The following is a 19,527-nucleotide window of genomic DNA, read 5'->3' as shown; positions in this document are numbered from 1 at the left end:
CTTAGATTGTTATTTCGACCTCCTCCCAACCCTTTTATTTCGTGCATATATATTTTTTAATTGCCTCAATGAATGCTTTGCATTTCCAAAGGAGAAGGGCAGGAAAAAACATGGATTTTTTGCATGTTTTATGAGTTTTAGGGCGTCGGAAGTCCTCTCCTTTGGAGAGGATTTAGGTGAGGTCTGTCTGCAGGCTTTAAACATATCGCTTATCCCGAACTCACGTTATATTATGCTATTGGAAGATTAATTATAAATGTTGTGCCTTCACCTTCTTTGCTCTCAACATTTATCTTTCCGTTATGTTGCTTGGTAATAATGTCATAGGTCAGGCTAAGGCCTAAGCCTGTTCCTTCACCGGTTGGCTTTGTTGTAAAAAAGGGCTGGAATATTTTATTGATAACATTTTGCGGAATGCCTTTTCCATTATCAATAACTTTTATCTCAATGCACCCATCCCCTGAAGGGGTGTTTTCAGCAACGTTATTATTTGTTGGTTTTATTTTTTTAGTAGTTACGGTAACAAGCGGTTTGTATTGCCCCCCTTTAGGGGATGGGGGCTTGCTCACTGCATAAAACGCGTTATTAAAAAGGTTAAGCAATACCCTTCCTATATCCTGTGGAACCAGGTTAATCTTGCCTATGCTTTCATCAAGATCTGTTTTAAACTCAGCATTAAAGCTTTTATCTTTTGCACGCAGGCCATGATAGCTCAACCGCAAATACTCATCGCAAAGTACATTAATATCTGTTGGTTCCTTTACACCTGAACTTTTTCTTGAGTGTTGCAACATTCCCTTTACAATACCATCGGCGCGCCTTCCATGAAAGGCAATTTTTTCGTTGTTGGCAATTATATCAGCTAACAATTCATTTTCCAGTGTTTTATCTCTCTGTTCATCAGCTTTTAACCATTCCTGTTTTAATTCATCAATCAGTTCATTATTTACTTCAGAAAAATTATTGATGAAGTTGAGCGGGTTTTGAATTTCGTGCGCAATGCCTGCGGTAAGCTCACCCAGCGAGGCCATTTTTTCCGACTGGATAAGTTGCGCCTGCGTTGATTTCAGCTCGCTTAATGTATTTTCCAGTTCTTCTTTCTGCCGGGTAAGTTCTGCGGTGCGTTCGGCCACCTGCACTTCAAGCTCCGCTTTCATAGCAGTTATAATCTTATTGTTTTCCTGTTCTTCCAGTGCTTTCTGACGGGCTTTCGTTAACTCTTTCTGTTGCCTGCGGCTAACCATCCAAACGCCAAAGCCCCATATTACTGTGAATATTGAAATTGTATCGGCAATATCATCTATTTTGGAATAAAACGTTTTTCCGGGAAGGTGAAGCATATCATCTAAAACAGATACGACGGCATAAGGCAATAAGGCCACCAGCAGGAATTTTACAGACTTAAATTCTTCCTGTTTATAAATTATATATAGCAACAGGCCAACCAGCACATCTTCAAATATGGCAAAGAGTATATTTAAAGTGGTACTGAAAGAACCTGCCGCAAGCTGAAGCGCCATGCAGCCAATGGCTGCAAACATTATTGTGGATAGCCGCTTATGCCATTCAGGTATGGCTGTTTTTGTTTGAAGCGCTCTGCGCAGATAGGTAATTATTACAATTATCAGCGCAAACTGCAGGCTCATGTTCATATCTTAACTGTTAATACACCTTTTTAAAATGTGGGGCATTCAAAGTAATAAATGTACAATCAGAAAAATAATTATTATATGGTAATGCCTGATTATTTGCAATTCAATTTCCGGCAACTTCACTTTACATTTACAGCTTTTATAAACAATATGGTTTTTACCAGGCTGTAAAAACTATAAATTTTAAAAGTGCTGCAATGATTTTTATTACCGGCGCAACCGGGTTGCTCGGTTCTTGTTTAACAAAAATGCTTACCGGGCAGGAGTCAGGCATTAAAGCTTTGTACAGAACAGAAATTCCGTTTCATCATCCCGCTGTTGAATGGGTGCAGGGCGATTTGTTTGACGTTGTTTTATTGGAAGAAATAATGCAGGGTGTGGATGAAGTTTATCATTGCGCCGGTAAAATTTCCTACAATCCAAAAGATAAAAGACAGCTTTTTAAAACCAATGCAGAAGGAACGGCCAATATTGTAAATGCAGCTTTACATGCCGGCGTGCGCAAACTGTTGCATGTAAGCTCTGTTTCGGCTTTGGGCAGGATACGTGAAAACACAATCATCACCGAAGAAATGCAATGGACTTCTGAAACAAGCAACAGCGTGTATGGAGAAAGCAAATACCTGGCAGAGATGGAAGTGTGGCGCGGCATGGCAGAAGGGCTGAATGCAGTGATTGTTAATCCTTCCATTATTCTTGGTGCAGGCAACTGGAATTCGGGATCATCAGAAATTTTTAAAACCATCTATAAAGAGTTTCCTTATTATTCAGATGGCTTAACCGGTTTTGTGGATGTGGAAGATGTAGCAAAGGCCATGATAGCTTTAATGCAAAATAACATTTCGGGCGAAAGGTTTATACTAAGCGCAGAAAATACAGGCTATAAAAATTTATTCGATCTTATTGCTGCGGCTTTTCATAAAAAAGCACCGTCAAAAAAAATTACGCCTTTTATGGCAGGCGTAGTCTGGCGGCTTGAAGCATTAAAAAGTTCTGTTACAGGCAAAACGCCTTTTATTACCAAAGAAACGGCGCGTACAGCACTGGCAAAAATATATTTTGATAACAGCAAATTATTAAAGGCGCTGCCTGCTTTCAGTTATACGCCTTTGCAAAAAAGTGTTGAAAGAATTTGCAATGAATTGCTGGCATTAAATAATATCAAAATATAGAACTGTATTTAAAACAATTAAGCAAATTTGTAACAGCAGGCTATAAATGAGAATTAGCTGCCCTTAATACTGCGAGGAATTTCAGCTAAACTGCTTTAAATTATATTTGACAATAAAATATTTATATGAAGATTTTGGTTGTGGATGATGAAGTGGATGTTAAGACTTTATTTGAGCAACGTTTCAGGAAAGAGATAAGGAGCGGCGAATTTTCCTTTGCTTTTGCCAGTTCGGGCGAAGAGGCGCTGGTTTATTTAAATAACCACGAACATGAAGTGGTGCTTATTCTGTCAGACATCAATATGCCCGGCATGAGCGGGCTGGAACTATTGCAAAAAATTAAGCAATTGTATGCTGTGCCGCCGCCTGTTGTTATGATGATTACCGCTTATGGTGATGAAGATAATTACAACAGGTCGTTAAGCCTTGGCGCAGATGATTTTTTAACCAAACCGCTCGACTTTACTCTTTTAAAGAACAAATTAAAAAAGCAGGTACATGACTAAAATATTAGTGGCGGACGACGAAACAGATCTTGAAATATTAATCAAACAAAAATTCCGTAAACAAATAAGGGAACACCAATATGAATTTGTATTTGCATTAACCGGCCGTGAAGCGCTTGAAAAACTGCAGCAAGACCCAAATATTGAACTTGTTTTCAGCGATATTAATATGCCTGAAATGGACGGCTTAACGCTGCTGGAGAAATTACATGATGTAAGCCCCATCATTAAAACAGTAATCGTTTCTGCTTATGGTGACATGGAAAATATACGCACCGCCATGAACCGGGGCGCTTTTGATTTTATAACCAAGCCCGTAAATTTTGCCGATTTCGAGCTTACGCTTAAAAAAACAATTGAATATGTTACGCAGTTAAAGCAAACCTTGCAGGCCATTAAAGAAAACAACATTTTAAAAATGTATGTGGATGAATCGGTGCTGAAGTTTATGGAGAAAAAAGAATTTGAACAGTCGCTCACTGTAAATGAAAACATTGAAGCCACCGTTATATTCATTGATATCTGCGGGTTTACATCCATAACAGAAAGGGAAAAACCCGATGTGGTTGTGCACCTGCTTAATGCTTATTTTGATGTTATTGTAAAGGAGATAACCGCGCAAAACGGTTATGTAGATAAGTTTATTGGCGATGCAGTGATGGCAGTGTTTCAGGGCGAATATCATTTAGACCGTGCCATAGAAGCTTGCCTTGCCGTGCGAACGGCCATTCAGAATATGCCGCCGGAAAAGGGCATAGCAGGTTTTTTGCCGGAGGTTTCCGCAGGCGCCAACAGCGGTGAAATGATATCGGGCAATATAGGCGCTGCCGGTTTGCGCAGGCTGGACTATACAGTAATCGGCGACGTGGTAAATACAGCGCAACGCCTGCAAAGCAAAGCGCATCCCGGGCAAATTTTAATTGAAGCAAAAGCATATAACAAAATAAAAGAATCGTTTAATTGCAGGCCGGTAGGGCAGCTTGAAGTAAAAAATAAAAAGGAAATACTTGAAGTGTTCGAAGTATTGAATTAATAAAGGCTTCTATATTGTTTATTGGAGCGTAAAATTTCCTTAATGGAAGTACAAAAACTACAATCGCATATACTGGAAAAACTACACCGGGAATTACCGGAGTGGTTAACTTATCACAATGCAGAACATACAGAAAATGTAGTAAGAAATGCTATTGAATTAGGCGAGTTGGAAGGATTGGGCGCCGAAGAGCTGCAGCTTTTGCAAACGGCTGCCCTTCTGCACGATGCAGGTTTCTTATCAGCTTATGAAGGCCATGAAGAAGCCTCCTGCAATCTTTCACGTGCGTTATTGCCGCAATACAATTATGGCGCCGGGCAGGTGGAAGTCATCTGCGAAATAATCATGTCCACAAAAGTACCGCAGCAGCCAAAGGGCCATCTTTCAAAAATTCTTTGTGATGCCGATGTTTATTATATTGGAACGGATGATTACAATGTTTTTTCAAACAGGCTTTACCGCGAATTAAAGTATCGTGATCCCAATCTCACTAACGAGGAATGGTTAAAGAAACAGGTTGACTTTTTAAGGTCGCATGAATTTTTTACCGGGAGCGCAAAAGAAAAGCTGGAAGATAGAAAAGAAGCTAACTTAAAAAAACTTGGCCGCCAGCATCATGCAAAAACAAAAGCCCACCGCGATTTTAGTTTTGCCGATATTTTACTGATGATATTTGGCGTAGCTACGGCGGGTTTTGCCTTGAAAGGCTTTTTGGTACCCAATCATTTTTTTGATGGCGGCATGACAGGTATATCGCTGCTCCTGCATGAGTTGTCGCATAACCGTATTAATCTTGCCGTTATAATTATATCCGTTAATGCGCCGCTCATTGTTATGAGCGCATTTGTTGCCAGCAGAAATTTTGCCATAAAAACGCTCATTTGCATTATCATGCTGGGTCTTTGTCTTTTTCTCGTGCCATACCCTGTTATCACTTCAGATAAATTGCTCATCTCTATTTTTGGCGGCTTTTTTCTCGGCATTGGCATTGGCCTTACCATGCGCGGCGGTTGTGCAGTGGACGGCATTGAAGTACTTGCCTTATATACCTTGCGGCATACAAGTTTCACTATCAGTGAAATTGTATTAGGCCTTAATATTATCATATTCAGCATAGCCGCTTTTAAATTTGGAATGGAAGTTTCGCTATACTCCATGCTAACCTATTTCACTGCGTCCAAAACAGTTGATTATGTGGTGGAAGGCATTGAAGCTTATACCGGCGTTACCATTATTTCGGGCAACAGTGAGCGCATAAAAGAAAAGCTGGTGAATGAGATGGGCCGCGGCATAACTATTTATAAAGGCGAACGTGGTTTTCTTCCCGGCAAATACGAAGTGCATACCGATGTTGACATCATCTTTACCGTAATAAGCAGGCTTGAAATGCGCAAGCTTAAAAACCTTGTATATGCCGAAGACCCCAAAGCCTTTGTGTTTGCCAATACCATAAAAGAAACAGCCGGCGGCGTATTAAAACGCAGGCCGCCGCATTAGCAGGGTTGTCCGTTTGATTATGCCTTCTTTTGCCAAATAAAAAAGCAGCTACAACATCTTCCTTGTAACTGCTTCATTTTATTTGTGGTGTGGGGCGGCGAAATGTCGAACTTTTAGGATATAGATGCGATTATAAATGTTTCTAATTCCCAATTTATATCTCTTAAAAAATAGAAGATTACCTCATATTTTCATCAAAGTATTCTTCCAAATTTCCCTTTGAGATAGAATGAAACCCTGCATTAGGGTAATGTGTTTTAAATGCTTGAGAAAATTTTACATTTTCCTTTGGGTTCCATTTTCTCTCAAACGCAGACAGATGATTATCTATATCTTCAACTAGTGTCATGTCACTCATCAATTGACGGATAAATTTTTTTGAGTTTAATTCTCGCCTGCTCGTTTTTAAATTGCCAGTTAATAGTTGCACATTTATTATTTCGGTGTTTTTGCCAGACTGCTGCTTCTGATTTCATAACTGCTACATCATCTATTCTCCTGTTTAAGCATTGCCCCATTAATACATGCAACTCTATTTCTGCCATATTTAACCAACTGCCATGCTTAGGCGTATAAATAAACTCAAACCTGTCCCAAATCCGTTTTGCTTCCTGCGGTTCGAAGGTCTCATATAATGCGGCTGCTTTATGTGTGCCATAGTTATCCATGACTAATCTTATTTTTGTCGCTTTAGGATAATGGATGTCGGCTATTTCCTTTACAAATTCAGCCCAGTCTTTTTTCTTCTTTTCATCCGTAATCTTTACAAAGCGTTTGCCTGACAGTGGTTCGTTTGCCATTAAGATATTGGTTACGCCACACCGCTCATATTCATAATCTTCTTTTCTTTCGCCACCGGATTTTATTTCAATGGCAACACGTGTTTCTTTTATAAGCTGCTTGGGAGATTCATCCATGCAAACCTCGGGATACGCCTCATTGTAAGCATCCTTATACACGTCTAAAACTTGTTCCATCTGAGCGACAAAATCACTGTTTTTCAAGGGTGGAATAATCCAGCCTTTTACTTTCCAGGGTTTAAGTTCGTTTTTTTTAGAACGCGCCTTACCGTCTCGTATGAAATACCCTCCACATAGTTTAATTCCACCATCTTGTCTGCTAAGAGCCGCAAAGACCAGCGGGCGAATCCTTCGGGTGCTTTACTGCAACTCAGGGCAACTAAATGCGCCTCGACATCTCCGTCTGCTTTCCGCTCATACACTCTTGTTGTTGGCCTGTTTTCCAACACTCTTGTTGTTGGCCTGTTTTCCAAAGCAACCTCAAAACCTTCTTCCACAAATTTCTTTTTCAAACGGTCAATGGTGCGAGGCCCTATTTTCAAAACCTTTGCCACAGCTTCATTACTTATTTTTTCCGCAAAAGCTCCTTCGTCACAATTTAAAAGGATTAATGCGTGGATTATTTTTTTGGAACTATGAGTCCCGCCTTTTGTAATGGAGAGCAATTCATCTCTTTCTGCCTGAGTTAAGGTAACTTTATATTTTGTCATTTTTTTCAAAGATACAAAATATATACGTCATACTATGAGTGACATGACACTTAGGAATAATATTTTATCGTAATTAAAGCGAATTCAATGGGAGTCAGTAAATATTTTTTTACTTTTTTGGGGGGTATCTTTTGTTTTAACGGGAGGGCGCAAAACTGTCCAAATATTGTTCTATTTCTTGTAGACGATATGGGTTGGCAAGATTGTTCGGTGCCTTTTTGGACTAAAACAACGACATTGAATGCAAGATACCATACCCCCAATATGGAACTATTGGCGAAAGAAGGAATGAAATTTACGAATGCGTATACTTCTCCAATATGTTCTCCAAGCCGTATTAGTTTGATGACAGGAATGAATGCCGCCAGCCATAAAGTGACTAATTGGACATTAGAAAAAGACGAAGAAATAGATGGAAAAGATTCTGTATTAACTCCTCCTTTATGGAATATCAATGGTATGTCACCCGTTCCGGGTATTGATAGAACTACATATGTTACACCATTGCCTGCTATATTAAAAGCCGGAGGATATTATACCATACATTGTGGGAAAGCTCATTTCGGTGCCATATCCACTCCTGCGGAAGATCCTATAAACATCGGATTTGATGTAAACATTGCAGGTCACGCTGCAGGAGGCCCGGGAAGCTATTTGTCGGAAGAATATTACGGCAATTATAAAGATAAACTAAAGGAGCCGTGGGGAGTACCCGGATTACAAGCATATTACGGCACGCATACGTTTTTGACAGAAGCACTGACACGCGAAGCGCTAAAAGCTATTGATAAGCCTGTTTCACGAAATGAACCCTTTTTTTTATATATGGCACATTATGCCATACATGTTCCTTATGCCCCGGACAAACGGTTTATGCAAAAATATTTAGACGCGGGGCTTTCTACGAATGAAGCGGAATATGCCGCTCTCGTGGAAGGTATGGATAAAAGTTTAGGAGATATAATGAAATATCTTAAAGAGAAAGGAATCGATAAGAACACCATTATAATTTTCATGAGTGATAACGGAGGTCTCAGTCTGGTGCCGCCTCGCTCGGGTACACCTTATACCTCGAAAAATTTTCCTTTGAAGGCCGGGAAGGGCTCGATTTATGAAGGAGGTATAAGAGTTCCCATGATTGTAAAATGGCCTGAAGTAGTAAAAGAAAATTCTATAAATAACAATTATTTAATTATTGAAGATTTCTTTCCTACAATACTTGAAATGGCCGGCGTCAAGAATTATAAAACTGTTCAGACTATTGATGGAATCAGCTTTGTACCCCTGTTGAAAAATCCGAAATTCAACAGTAGCCATAGACCTTTAATATGGCATTTTCCCAATAAATGGATATCTTATGATGGCTACGGAACGAATTTCAGGAGCGCAATACGCCTTGGCAACTGGAAGCTCATTTATAATTGGAAAACAGGAAAAAAAGAACTGTATAATTTAAAGTATGATATTGAGGAACAGAAAAATATTTCGGATAAATATCCCGATAAGACAAAAGAATTGTTGTTATTACTTACTAAAAAATTAAAAGAATATGATGCTCAACGGCCTATAAATAAGCAAACAAATAAAGCTCTTCCCTGGCCACAGTAAAAATTTAATTAATAAGGTTGTATCGTATAATTCACAATCTAAAATAATGGATAAAAAATATTATTTATTTTCTTTTCTTTTTTGGTTTATACCGTTGTTGTCATTTGCTCAAACAAACGATTTAGTATTAAGTGATAAATTATTACCAATAACCGAGCAAAACTTTTTTAAATCTCATGATTATTATATTTGGGATCCCTCTATTATTCGTGACGGCAATGGAATTTATCATCTTTTCTATTCACGCTGGCAAAAAAAATATTCGTTTAACGGCTGGATGCCTTTATCTGAAATTGTGCATGCGACATCTAAATCGCCGACAGGCCCTTGGATTTATAAAGGAATTGTATTGAGAGGTCGCGGCAAAGGGTATTGGGATGCGATCGGTGCATATAATCCTAAAATAAAATACTTTAACGGGAAATATTATTTATATTATGTAAGTACTAATTTGGGAGATGGCGATTATACAGAAAAATATCTTGTAGCAATTTCCCTGAAAGGCTCACAACATAAGGATTGGTTAGTGCTTAGAAATAATCAGCGTACAGGCGTTGCGGTAGCAACTTCGCTTGCCGGTCCATGGAAAAGATCAGATGCACCGATTATTCAACCGTCTGGTCCCATTACTAGGTTAACAGTGAATCCGGCTATTGCCGAAGGTCCGGATAAAAAATTTTATTTAGTCATAAAAGGGGATAAGCCAAATGATAGAGGATATATCCGAAACCAGGCCATAGCAGTTAGTACAACACCTATCGGGCCATTTATTATGCAGCCGACGCCGGTAATAGATTATATCGATACGGAGGATATGTCTATCTGGTATGATAAAAACAGAAAGCTTTTTTTCGGAATATTCCACGCACCAAAAGGTTTTTTGGGATTAATAGAATCTACGGACGGATTGCATTGGCGCAAATCAAAAGATTATTTTATGAATTATAAACAATTCTTGATGGTTAATGGTGACATTTTTAAGCCTGAAAAAATGGAACGTCCATTCATTTTAGCTGAGAACGGTACACCTATTGTCTTATCGGTAGCTGTAAAACAAGGGGATGATAGTTGGTTGGTTTTTGTTCCATTAAAATATTGACTTATTTCAATTTGTGTAATCTTATGTAATCAAATTTTTTTCGAGAAAGAAATTGCAACAAGAATGAGATAAAAAGTAGAGTATTTCTCAGTTATACTGTATGCGGGATAATAATATGCAATGGCTGGATATAACCCACGTAGAAACATAGTTCAAAGCACAATGTCATTGACTTAAGAAAACACTCAATATTCAATACGCAATAATCCCCGCCTGACTGAATCAGTCGGGCAGGAATGTTCAATTGTAATCTCTCCGCAAAATGAATATTCCTGCCTGTCCGGCAAGCGGGGATTATTGCGTATTGAATATTTCAAAGAATCTAAACCTTAACTCAACGACATTGGTTCAAAGCAAAAAAGGAAATGGGCATAGAAAATAAACTTTTCACATAGCGGGAAGAAATATGGAAAGCGCAGCTTTCATGCTATGCGAATTTAGATTCCCCCTTTTATAGTAAAAACTATGTGCCTGTGCGTTAAAAAAACGGTCGCTATTTTCTATTTTGACCAATGTACATTTTTACCCTGTGAGGAGTATAAAAAGTTTTTGGGGACTTACAGTAAAAGAAAACAGACGGATTGTTTTCCGCTTTGAAGGGCGGGGATGCTTTTGACATTGATTATTTGGATTACCATTAAAAAAGAGAACTATGTCTAAAAGAACTATGCCGGTAACGCATCCGGTGAAATATTAAAAGCTGAATTAATAGACGCCGCGCGGCTTACGCTTACCGAAACCGCTGTCATGCTGAAGGTATCAAGACAAGCACTTTCTAATAGCATGAATGTAAAAGCAGACATCAGCCCGGAAATGGCATTGCGTATTGCAAAAGTATTTGGCGGCAATCCCGACATCTGGCTTCGTTTGCAGGTAAAATATGATCTGGAAATAGCTGCTAAAAAAGTCGGCTAATATAAACTAAAACCCTTTCGCAGGGCATAAAATAAGAAACAGGTTGTTGTTATGAATTGCAGGTTCTGTTTTGCAAACTATTTACCATCTGCTCCCCTACCTTTGCCGGTATGCAGCAAAAACCCGTATTGCACACGTTGCTTTCTCCGCGCCTGCTCGATTTATATGATATTAATAACAGCATAGTCGTTATTATAGATGTGTTCCGTGCCACTTCAACCATTGCCACGGCTTTATACAATGGCGCTGAAAAAGTGGTGCCGGTTGCCGGCGTGGAAGATTGCATCGCCATCGGCAAAAAATTAAATGCTATAACAGCCGGAGAACGGGATGGAAAGATTATTCCCGGCCTGCAGCATGGCAATTCGCCCGCAGAATATTTCCGTAAATTTATTGAAGGCAAAACGCTGGTGCTTACCACTACCAATGGTACAAAACTGCTGCACATGGCGCTGGACAGAAACGCTTCGGAAGTGATAACAGGTTCTTTCCCGAACCTATCTGCGGTATGCAAATATCTCGCTGCAGCGAACAAAAATGTTATTCTCGGCTGTTCTGCCTGGAAAGACCGTTTTAACCTGGAAGATACTTTATTCGCCGGCGCTGTTATCAGCAGGATAAAAGATCATTTTACTATTCATTGCGACAGCAGTTTAATGGCAGAAGACATGTATAACCTGCACCGGGATGATATGTATGGCTTTATAAGAAAGCTTACGCACTGGCACCGGCTTGCTGCTTTTGGCCTGGAAAAAGACCTTGAATATTGCGTTACACCTGATGTGGCGAATGTGCTGCCGGCGTATAAGGATGGGGCGCTGGTGGCTGGATAAAAAATATGGCGTTGAATCCTTCATTTTCTCTAACCTACTATTATTAACGTTTCAATAGCCTTCTTTTACTGCCAATAATGATTTATTTTTGCTGTTGCTCTTTTTTAAAGCAGGCATCGGAAAATTATTAAATCATACTCTTGGCTTTACCACATTTAATCAAATACATCTACAATAACGGAACAGACGAAGTGATCCGCCGCGGTAAAAAAATTTTTTCCTCGGGTTTTGTTGAGCTGGTTGAAAACGATGAGTTGTTGAATTCAGTTGTTTTTCGCATTCGCGATGATGTGTATAACACTTTTTACAAGGTTTACCTGAGCCGGTATAACAATCTTCAAACCCTTTCGCTGCGCTGCAGCTGCCCATATAACCTGGGCGATATTTGCCGCCACGAAGCGGCTGCCTTATTCCGGCTGCAGGAACTGATAGACAATAACCAGCTTGGTGAAACAGAAACGGAATTTAAACAGCAACACACGGTTGTAAAACTTAAACAACTTGAACTGCGTTCGATAAAATTACTCTCTGCTCCGGATGCCTTAACGCTTGCCGAAGACTTTTTGCGCAGCAACAAAGCAAACATTCTTGAAGCCGCCAATGATATGGTAAGGGCCGAAATGAATTATGAAGGCGAAATGTATAGCCTGCAATTCCGCCGCAATGATGAGCGCAATCTTGATACGAGCTGTACCTGCAATTCGGAAACGCATTATCCCCTGTGCTTACATAAAGTAATTGTGCTGCTGCAATTAATGCGTAATCACGGCCCGGATTTTTTTGGTTCCATCAGTAACCGCGACCGTGAAAAAAACAAACTGCTGGCTTTATATGGCTATACAGTAGAGGATGACCTGGAAGGAAAATTTGAATTTACATTCCGCGATGGCAAACCTTTTTTACGTGTGCTTGACCCCGGCATAAAACGGGTATCTGCGCCGGCAACGCCGGAACGCAAACCTTTTCAAATGCCCATGGCGAAAGAGAAAGAAGTGCTGGTGGAAGAGAAAGCGCCTGCCGTTATACAACATCAAAAATTAGGTGTTGTGCTGAGGTATGATGCGCAGCAATATCCGTTTATACAGGCCGATGCCGTGAAGGGAGAAGCCGATGAAGAACAAAAACATTTTACCGGCAAAACAGAAAGGCTCGACCTTACCAAGTTTGTAAACACGGAAGACCTGGATGAAGACGACAAAATGCTGTTGCAGCATTTACGCAAGCTCTTGCCGAATGAAGTTACACGATACCTGAATCGTAACTCACCCTTCAGCGGTATTTGGGAAAACATCATTCAGCAGCATAACGATGACCTGCCCGAAGAAACACGTTATCTTATTATAGAATATCTCTTACCCAAATACAAGAAACTATTTTCAGAAATAAGCGAAAGCAATTTTGCTTTTTCATTGCCGCTGCAAAAACAATTTGTAACGGCGAATATTGAGCCCGCTGTTCTTTCTAACCAATATGTGCAGCCTCAATTCATTATAGCGCATGAAAACAATGCTTATGAAATAAGATGTTTTGTAAAGCTGCTGAGTGCTGTTGTAGCAATTGAAGAAAATGCAATGGCTTCACCGCTGGTTTTTCAGCATGAAAATACTTTCTATTTATGGCAATCAACGGAAGCGGTGTTGCTGGCCGACCGTTTTCTGGCAGAGGGAAAAATTGTTATTGCTGAAGAAGACTGGAGCAAACAGCTTGCTGAATTTATACTTCCGCTAACAAAGCAATATGATATTCAGTTCAGCGGCATACAAAAAGAGGAGCTTAAAAACATTAAGCCCGAAATGCGGCTGATGATTAAAGAGAAAGGCGATTACCTTTTGTTTCAGCCTTTTTTTAATTACAACGGCTTCGATGTAAGGCCCGAAGATAAAGACCGCATTATTGTTCCTTCTGCAGGCAGGCTCGTGATCATTCACCGCAATGATGAAGCAGAGAAATCGCTCATTAAAAAAATTGAGAACCTGCATTCGTCCTTTATCCATACAGATGACAATACGCTTGCATTAAAAGGCACAGACGTTTTAAAGAATAACTGGTTCTTTTTATTTGCCGATGCGGTGAAGGACATGAACATTCCGGTGTATGGCTTTGATGCACTGAAAAAATACCGTTTCAATACGTCAAAGCCTTCAACCAAAATATTCATCAGCAGCAATACAGACTGGTTTGATGCAAGGATTGATATTCATTTTGGCGAACAGAAAGTTACCGTGGCTGATGTTAAAAAAGCATTGGCAAACAAGCAGCAGTTTGTGCCGCTGCAGGATGGCACTTTAGGCATTTTGCCGGAAGACTGGATCAGGAAATATTCCATGTTGTTTGCAGTGGGCGAAGGCAAGGCCGCCAACATTAAGCTCAGCAAATATCATTTTGGCGTTATTGAGGAGCTGTATGCCCAGCGCAATGAAGAAGAAATTTTCTTTAAGCTGGAAGAAAAATATGAGCGTTTAAAAGAACATCATTCCGTAAAACAAATTGACCCGCCGGAACATTTGTCGCATGTATTGCGCCCTTACCAGATATCGGGTTTTCAATGGCTTAATTATTTAAGCGAAGTGCACTGGGGCGGTATCCTGGCCGATGATATGGGCCTGGGTAAAACAGTGCAGGCTTTATCATTCCTTCATCATTATAAAACACAAAAAGGCCGGTTAAGAGCATTGGTTATTTGCCCAACCTCGCTCATGTTTAACTGGGAAAATGAAATAAAAAAATTCACGCCTTCGCTTACCTGGTATATTCATCATGGCAGCGCGCGCTCACAGCAATTGGATGCCTTTTATAAATCTGATGTGGTTATTACAACGTATGGCACTTTGCGCAGCGATATTCAGTTGTTTACCGAAGCAGAATTTGATTATGTGATATTAGATGAAAGCCAGGCCATAAAAAACCCGCACAGCAAAGTAACCAAAGCGGCGAGCCTGCTGAACGCCAGGAACCGTTTGTGCATGAGTGGTACGCCTTTGCAGAACAATACATTTGATATGTATGCGCAAATGAATTTCTTAAACCCGGGCATGCTGGGCAGCATGGAATTCTTTCGCCAGGAATTTGCCATACCCATTGATAAGTTTGGCGAAAAAGAGCAGAAAGAGCATTTGCGCAAACTTTTATATCCATTCATTTTGAGAAGAACGAAAGAGCAGGTGGCCAAAGACCTGCCTGAAAAAAGTGAAATGATCCTGTTCTGCGAAATGGGTGATGAACAGCGCAAGATTTATGATGCTTACCGCAACGACTACCGCGATAAAATATTAGGCACCGTTGAAGATAAAGGCGTACAGAAATCGCAATTAACCATTTTGCAGGGCCTCATGAAACTGCGCCAGATATGCGATAGCCCATCCATTATAAATGATGAGGAAAAATACCCGAATGTCTCCGTTAAGCTGGAAGAATTAGGCAGGGAAATTTCTGAGAATATCGGCAACCATAAAGCGCTTGTTTTCTCCCAGTTTCTCGGCATGCTGGCGCTGATAAAAGAAAAAATGAAAGAGCTTGGCATTGAGTATGCTTATTTTGATGGCAGCACTTCCGCCCCTGACCGTGAAAAAGCCATCCAGCGTTTTCAAACAGATGATAACTGCCGTGTATTTCTTATTTCATTAAAAGCCGGCGGTGTGGGCTTAAACTTAACTGCAGCCGATTATGTGTATATTGTTGACCCCTGGTGGAACCCTGCGGTTGAACAGCAGGCTATTGACAGAACACATCGTATCGGCCAAACCAAAAACATATTTGCCTACCGCATGATTTGCCAGGATTCGGTGGAAGATAAAATACTCAAACTGCAGGAACGCAAACGGGCCCTGGCTGCCGATCTTATAACTGATGATACAAGCTTTGTAAAAAGCCTTACCAAAGAAGATGTGGAATATTTGTTTAGTTAGTGTTTGTTATTAAATCTACTTATGGAAATAAAGCCACGTCCCAATCACAGCATTTATATTCAAACGCTGCGGAATATGACGCCTGAACAACGGCTGCAAAAAGCTTTTGAGCTTTCCGCGTTTACAAAAGATTTATTTCTTCAGGGATTAAGAAAAAGATTCAGCGATAAAACCGAAGCAGAAATAAAAGCTATCTGTTTAGAAAGAACAGACAAATGCCATAACCGCAATTATTAGAAAAAGTAATAGCTGTTTTAGATGGCAGCAATATTGATTGTATGGTAGCAGGCTCTATTGTTTCAGGCATACAAGGTGAGCCAAGCGTAAGTTAGTTTGGCTTATAAACATTCGAGCGCTTAAAAAAGCTTATTCCAACTCTGTTGATATGGTCAATAAGATCATTATGTTTTAACGCATGATAATTCAGCACATCAAACTTGTAGGGCATAGGCGTTTCTTCATTTAGCAAATAGCTGATGTGCGTTATTATTTCAAAATTCAAATTTCCTTTCAGCGCAATATCCACATCGCTTCCATTTTTATAATTTCCTTTGGCGCGACTGCCAAATATGAAGGCTTCTTCTATGGCATGCTCTCTTTTCAAAATAGAAATAATAATTTCTAAATCAGTTGCCCTTAATCCAAACTGTTCATTCATATCACTGAAAATTTGTTATAAAGTTGTTTTAAAAGCGGGTAATATTTATTGTGAATCAGCTTTTCAACCTCTGCTGCTTTTTGTTCATCGTATGTATGCGCGGTTAAATTACGATCAAGCAGCAATTCCATCCAGATATGACCATCTGCTATTAAGCCTGTTTCAAACGCTTTTTTAATGGAAGCTCTTGGAGTTTTAACATCGGTAAAACCCTGGTCTTCCAGGTAGTCTTTCAGCATATTCCATGCAAGTTCATAACTCATTTCAAAAAATTGAATAATTCCCGCTTTTTGAATTATATCCGGCGCATCAATCTGCAGGGCATTTGTTAAGTGATTTAACGCCTTTTCAAAATTGCCGAACCGCTGCCGCCAGCGAATATCTGTGTGCTCCATCAAACAAATTTAAATATTTAACTGACGGATCACTAATTCATATTGGTACTTAAGCAAGTAATCACAATATTATTATTTCATCTCTTCTCCAGCAACCACCACATTCTTTTGCGCGGCCTTATTTTATAGTTACTGGTTATATAGGTGCGTATATGTTCCATGGCTTCATCTACACTGTCGGTTATTAAAACCAGTTCAAGGTCTTCAGGGCTTATGGTTTTTTCCAGCACCATTTGCCCCATAAGCTCAGCAAGGTCTTTATAATATTCTTTTCCAAATAAAATAATAGGGAATTCTGTGATGCTTTTTGTTTGAATTAAAGTAAGGGTTTCAAAAAATTCGTCCATGGTGCCAAAGCCGCCCGGCATGCAGATGAAGGCGTATGAATATTTCATCAGCATTTCTTTACGCACGAAAAAATAATCAATGGTTATGCTGGTATGCAGATACGGGTTCTCATGCTGTTCAAAAGGCAACCTGATATTGCAGCCTACAGATACGCCGCCATTTTCATACGCGCCGCGGTTGGCCGCTTCCATTACGCCGGGGCCGCCACCCGTCATGGTAGTAAATCCCATCTCCGCAATACATTTGCCAAATGCCCGCGCTTTTTCATAATAGGCATGGCCTTCTTTAAACCTTGCGGAACCAAATACCGTTATACAAGGCCCCACAAAATGCAGTGTGCGGAATGCTTTTATAAACTGCCACCATACTTTTAAACTGAATACCAATTCCGATCCGCGGCTTTTAGGGCCTTCCAGAAATACTTCTTCCGCAGGAAGAAGCCGTGTTATTTCTTCTTTTGGCAAGTTTGTTTCATTCATTGGCATGGGTAAAAATAAAAAGGTTTTATTCTAACTTAGTCATAATTGTTTTAAATAAAGTTGATTATGTTATTGCATGTAAACAGTGATAATCCAAATGCGCGCCATATAAAAGCCATAAAGGAATGTTTACTGGATGGCGGCGTTATTATTTATCCGACAGATACCATTTATGGTTTAGGCTGTGATATTTTTCAGCATAAGGCTATTGAAAAAGTTTGCAGGATAAAACATGTTGAGCCGCATAAAGCACAGCTAAGTTTTGTTTGTTATGACCTGAGCGATCTGAGCCATTATACAAAAGGTATTTCTACACCTTTATACCGTTTGCTGAAAGAATATTTGCCGGGCCCTTATACTTTTATTTTGCCGGCAAGCAAAGAAGTGCCAAAAATTTTGCAAAGCAAAAAAAGCACCATTGGTTTGCGTGTGCCTGATAATAATATTGCAAGGCAAATTGTACGGGAGCTTGAACATCCCATCTTATCTGCTTCACTGCCCGGGGAAATGGTGGAGGAATATACCGACCCTGAACTGATTTATGAGAATTTTAAAAATCTTGTTGATATTGTTGTTGACGGCGGCGCCGGCGGAATGCTTCCTTCAACCATTATTGATTGCACCAGGGATGAATATGAAGTGCTGAGAATGGGCGCGGGTGAGTGGAATGAATAAAGACTGGTTCAGTCTTTTTAGACTGAACCAGTCTCGTTAACTAAACGGCATTTTCACAATTTTTGCTTTGATGAGTTTATTGCGGATGTCAATAAAAATTTCATTATCCATCCCGGCGTATGCAATATCCACATAACCCATGCCTATAGCTTTGCCAAGCGAGGGAGATTGTGTGCCACTGGTTACTTTACCAATAAGATTTCCTGCTGCATCTTTAATTGCATAATCATGGCGCGGTATGCCGCGGTCTATCATTTCAAAACCTGCCAGCTTTCTTTTAATACCTTCCGCTTTTTGTTTTTCCAGTATTTCTTTTGCCGTAAACGCTGAGGGTTTATTCAGTTTGGTTATCCAGCCCAGGCCTGCTTCAAGCGGCGAGGTTGTATCGCCAATATCATTGCCGTATAAACAAAAACCCATTTCCAAACGCAGCGTATCTCTTGCGCCCAGGCCTATTGGTTTTATGCCCGTTTCTTTGCCTGCTTCAAAAATGGCATTCCAGATTTTATCTGCGTTATCATCTTTATCCTCGAAATAAATTTCCACGCCGCCTGCGCCTGTGTAGCCGGTTGCGCTGATGAGCACATTATCCACACCGGCAAATTTTCCTTTTACGAATGTGTAATATTTTAAGTTGAGAATATCATTATCCGTCAATGGCTGTAAAATCTTTGTAGCATTGGGCCCCTGAATGGCAAGCAGGCAGGTTTTATCGCTTATGTTGTGCAATTCAACAGCCCCCCCCTGTTGGGAGGGGAAATTATGTTGCTCAATCCAGTTCCAGTCTTTTTCAATATTGCCGGCATTTACCACCAGCATATACACCTTATTGGTTTCAATGCAATACACCAACAGGTCATCCACAATGCCGCCTTCATTATTGGTAAAGCAACTGTATTGCGCCTTGCCATTGGTTAACCTGGAGGCATCATTGCTTGTAATGCGCTGAATAAGGTCTAAAGCATTTTCGCCCTTCAAAATAAACTCGCCCATGTGGCTTACATCAAATACGCCGGCATTGTTGCGCACGGCAGCATGTTCGTCGTTAATGCCTGTATAGCTTATCGGCATATAATACCCGGCAAATTCAGCCATTTTAGCGCCCAGCGCAATATGCTTTTGTGTAAAAGGTGTATGCTTCATGCCCTGTTTAAGCGCTCTTCCTGAGAAGCGGTTTTTTTAAAATTGATTTTAATTACCGGCGGCAAAAATAAGCGAGATAAGGGGAGAAAAAAATTAAGA

At 40.1% G+C, this 19,527-nt stretch carries 18 protein-coding genes; 12 read left to right on the top strand and 6 right to left on the bottom strand.

Going from position 1 to position 19,527, the window contains the following annotated elements:
* Positions 1–250 (top strand): hypothetical protein (locus QM629_RS14885; protein ID WP_415160678.1); only part of this gene is annotated, 250 nt, incomplete at its 5' end.
* Here the strand turns inward: QM629_RS14885 and QM629_RS14880 are convergent.
* Positions 231–1,646 (bottom strand): ATP-binding protein, encoded by a 1,416-nt coding sequence (locus tag QM629_RS14880; protein ID WP_415160677.1) that lies wholly within the window; start codon positions 1,644–1,646, stop codon positions 231–233. The two genes, QM629_RS14885 and QM629_RS14880, sit on opposite strands and share 20 nt — an antisense overlap.
* Positions 1,647–1,849: 203 nt before the next feature.
* Between QM629_RS14880 and QM629_RS14875 the strand changes: the two genes are divergently transcribed.
* The 4 genes from QM629_RS14875 to QM629_RS14860 all read left to right on the top strand — a co-directional run bounded on the left by QM629_RS14875 (position 1,850) and on the right by QM629_RS14860 (position 5,860).
* Positions 1,850–2,824, top strand: coding sequence for an NAD-dependent epimerase/dehydratase family protein (locus QM629_RS14875; protein ID WP_415160676.1), 975 nt, complete (start codon positions 1,850–1,852; stop codon positions 2,822–2,824).
* A gap of 125 nt (positions 2,825–2,949) precedes the next feature.
* Entirely contained in the window at positions 2,950–3,330 is a 381-nt protein-coding gene (locus QM629_RS14870; protein ID WP_415160675.1) for a response regulator, read from the top strand.
* Positions 3,323–4,363 carry an adenylate/guanylate cyclase domain-containing protein gene (locus tag QM629_RS14865; RefSeq protein WP_415160674.1) on the top strand — a complete coding sequence of 347 codons (1,041 nt, stop codon included), beginning with the start codon at positions 3,323–3,325 and terminating at the stop codon, positions 4,361–4,363. The genes QM629_RS14870 and QM629_RS14865 overlap by 8 nt, the downstream gene beginning before the upstream one ends.
* A gap of 42 nt (positions 4,364–4,405) precedes the next feature.
* Positions 4,406–5,860 (top strand): YitT family protein, encoded by a 1,455-nt coding sequence (locus tag QM629_RS14860; RefSeq protein ID WP_415160673.1) that lies wholly within the window; start codon positions 4,406–4,408, stop codon positions 5,858–5,860.
* Between the two features lie 350 nt (positions 5,861–6,210).
* Here QM629_RS14860 and QM629_RS14855 read toward each other — a convergent pair.
* Positions 6,211–7,370, bottom strand: a protein-coding gene (locus QM629_RS14855) for an IS630 family transposase (protein WP_415160672.1) whose coding sequence is annotated in 2 segments (ribosomal slippage) — positions 6,211–6,917 and positions 6,917–7,370 — 1,161 coding nt in all. Because the reading frame shifts where the segments join, the coding sequence is not laid out codon by codon here.
* An 87-nt stretch (positions 7,371–7,457) separates the two neighbouring features.
* Between QM629_RS14855 and QM629_RS14850 the strand changes: the two genes are divergently transcribed.
* The 6 genes from QM629_RS14850 to QM629_RS14825 all read left to right on the top strand — a co-directional run bounded on the left by QM629_RS14850 (position 7,458) and on the right by QM629_RS14825 (position 15,967).
* The gene (locus tag QM629_RS14850; RefSeq protein ID WP_415160671.1) at positions 7,458–8,978 is read left to right on the top strand and encodes a sulfatase; all 1,521 of its coding nucleotides are present in this window, start codon (positions 7,458–7,460) and stop codon (positions 8,976–8,978) included.
* Between the two features lie 46 nt (positions 8,979–9,024).
* Entirely contained in the window at positions 9,025–10,077 is a 1,053-nt protein-coding gene (locus QM629_RS14845) for a glycoside hydrolase family protein (RefSeq protein WP_415160670.1), read from the top strand.
* Positions 10,078–10,767: 690 nt separating this feature from the next.
* Positions 10,768–10,992, top strand: a complete 225-nt coding sequence (locus QM629_RS14840) for a HigA family addiction module antitoxin (protein ID WP_415160679.1) — start codon at positions 10,768–10,770, stop codon at positions 10,990–10,992.
* 110 nt (positions 10,993–11,102) lie between these two features.
* Positions 11,103–11,825, top strand: coding sequence for a 2-phosphosulfolactate phosphatase (locus QM629_RS14835; RefSeq protein WP_415160669.1), 723 nt, complete (start codon positions 11,103–11,105; stop codon positions 11,823–11,825).
* 140 nt (positions 11,826–11,965) lie between these two features.
* The gene (locus QM629_RS14830; protein ID WP_415160668.1) at positions 11,966–15,730 is read left to right on the top strand and encodes an SNF2-related protein; all 3,765 of its coding nucleotides are present in this window, start codon (positions 11,966–11,968) and stop codon (positions 15,728–15,730) included.
* Positions 15,731–15,751: 21 nt separating this feature from the next.
* Positions 15,752–15,967, top strand: coding sequence for a hypothetical protein (locus tag QM629_RS14825; RefSeq protein ID WP_415160667.1), 216 nt, complete (start codon positions 15,752–15,754; stop codon positions 15,965–15,967).
* A 91-nt stretch (positions 15,968–16,058) separates the two neighbouring features.
* On the opposite strand, the gene QM629_RS14820 is transcribed toward QM629_RS14825, so the two are convergent.
* The 3 genes from QM629_RS14820 to QM629_RS14810 all read right to left on the bottom strand — a co-directional run bounded on the left by QM629_RS14820 (position 16,059) and on the right by QM629_RS14810 (position 17,610).
* Positions 16,059–16,388 (bottom strand): nucleotidyltransferase family protein, encoded by a 330-nt coding sequence (locus tag QM629_RS14820; RefSeq protein WP_415160666.1) that lies wholly within the window; start codon positions 16,386–16,388, stop codon positions 16,059–16,061.
* Positions 16,385–16,783, bottom strand: a complete 399-nt coding sequence (locus QM629_RS14815; RefSeq protein ID WP_415160665.1) for a nucleotidyltransferase substrate binding protein — start codon at positions 16,781–16,783, stop codon at positions 16,385–16,387. Before QM629_RS14815 ends, QM629_RS14820 begins: the two co-directional genes overlap by 4 nt.
* A 77-nt stretch (positions 16,784–16,860) precedes the next feature.
* A complete protein-coding gene (locus QM629_RS14810; RefSeq protein ID WP_415160664.1) occupies positions 16,861–17,610 on the bottom strand; it encodes a TIGR00730 family Rossman fold protein in 750 nt (249 codons plus the stop codon).
* Between the two features lie 66 nt (positions 17,611–17,676).
* On the opposite strand from QM629_RS14810, the gene QM629_RS14805 reads away from it, so the two are divergent.
* A complete protein-coding gene (locus tag QM629_RS14805; protein WP_415160663.1) occupies positions 17,677–18,285 on the top strand; it encodes an L-threonylcarbamoyladenylate synthase in 609 nt (202 codons plus the stop codon).
* A 36-nt stretch (positions 18,286–18,321) separates the two neighbouring features.
* Here QM629_RS14805 and gcvT read toward each other — a convergent pair whose 3' ends face one another.
* Positions 18,322–19,428, bottom strand: a complete 1,107-nt coding sequence (gcvT, locus tag QM629_RS14800; protein ID WP_415160662.1) for a glycine cleavage system aminomethyltransferase GcvT — start codon at positions 19,426–19,428, stop codon at positions 18,322–18,324.
* Between the last annotated feature and the right edge of the window lie 99 nt (positions 19,429–19,527).

This window comes from Parafilimonas sp. (assembly GCF_047606085.1).
Classification (GTDB): domain Bacteria; phylum Bacteroidota; class Bacteroidia; order Chitinophagales; family Chitinophagaceae; genus Parafilimonas.
This window is presented reverse-complemented; position numbering and strand designations above follow the sequence as displayed.

Coding starts and splice junctions, on each gene's coding strand:
- QM629_RS14880 (WP_415160677.1), bottom strand. CDS start 1,646: ATGAGCCTGCAGTTTGCGCTGATAATTGTAATAATTACCTATCTGCGC.
- QM629_RS14875 (WP_415160676.1), top strand. CDS start 1,850: ATGATTTTTATTACCGGCGCAACCGGGTTGCTCGGTTCTTGTTTAACA.
- QM629_RS14870 (WP_415160675.1), top strand. CDS start 2,950: ATGAAGATTTTGGTTGTGGATGATGAAGTGGATGTTAAGACTTTATTT.
- QM629_RS14865 (WP_415160674.1), top strand. CDS start 3,323: ATGACTAAAATATTAGTGGCGGACGACGAAACAGATCTTGAAATATTA.
- QM629_RS14860 (WP_415160673.1), top strand. CDS start 4,406: ATGGAAGTACAAAAACTACAATCGCATATACTGGAAAAACTACACCGG.
- QM629_RS14850 (WP_415160671.1), top strand. CDS start 7,458: ATGGGAGTCAGTAAATATTTTTTTACTTTTTTGGGGGGTATCTTTTGT.
- QM629_RS14845 (WP_415160670.1), top strand. CDS start 9,025: ATGGATAAAAAATATTATTTATTTTCTTTTCTTTTTTGGTTTATACCG.
- QM629_RS14835 (WP_415160669.1), top strand. CDS start 11,103: ATGCAGCAAAAACCCGTATTGCACACGTTGCTTTCTCCGCGCCTGCTC.
- QM629_RS14825 (WP_415160667.1), top strand. CDS start 15,752: ATGGAAATAAAGCCACGTCCCAATCACAGCATTTATATTCAAACGCTG.
- QM629_RS14820 (WP_415160666.1), bottom strand. CDS start 16,388: ATGAATGAACAGTTTGGATTAAGGGCAACTGATTTAGAAATTATTATT.
- QM629_RS14815 (WP_415160665.1), bottom strand. CDS start 16,783: ATGGAGCACACAGATATTCGCTGGCGGCAGCGGTTCGGCAATTTTGAA.
- QM629_RS14810 (WP_415160664.1), bottom strand. CDS start 17,610: ATGAATGAAACAAACTTGCCAAAAGAAGAAATAACACGGCTTCTTCCT.
- QM629_RS14805 (WP_415160663.1), top strand. CDS start 17,677: ATGTTATTGCATGTAAACAGTGATAATCCAAATGCGCGCCATATAAAA.
- gcvT (WP_415160662.1), bottom strand. CDS start 19,428: ATGAAGCATACACCTTTTACACAAAAGCATATTGCGCTGGGCGCTAAA.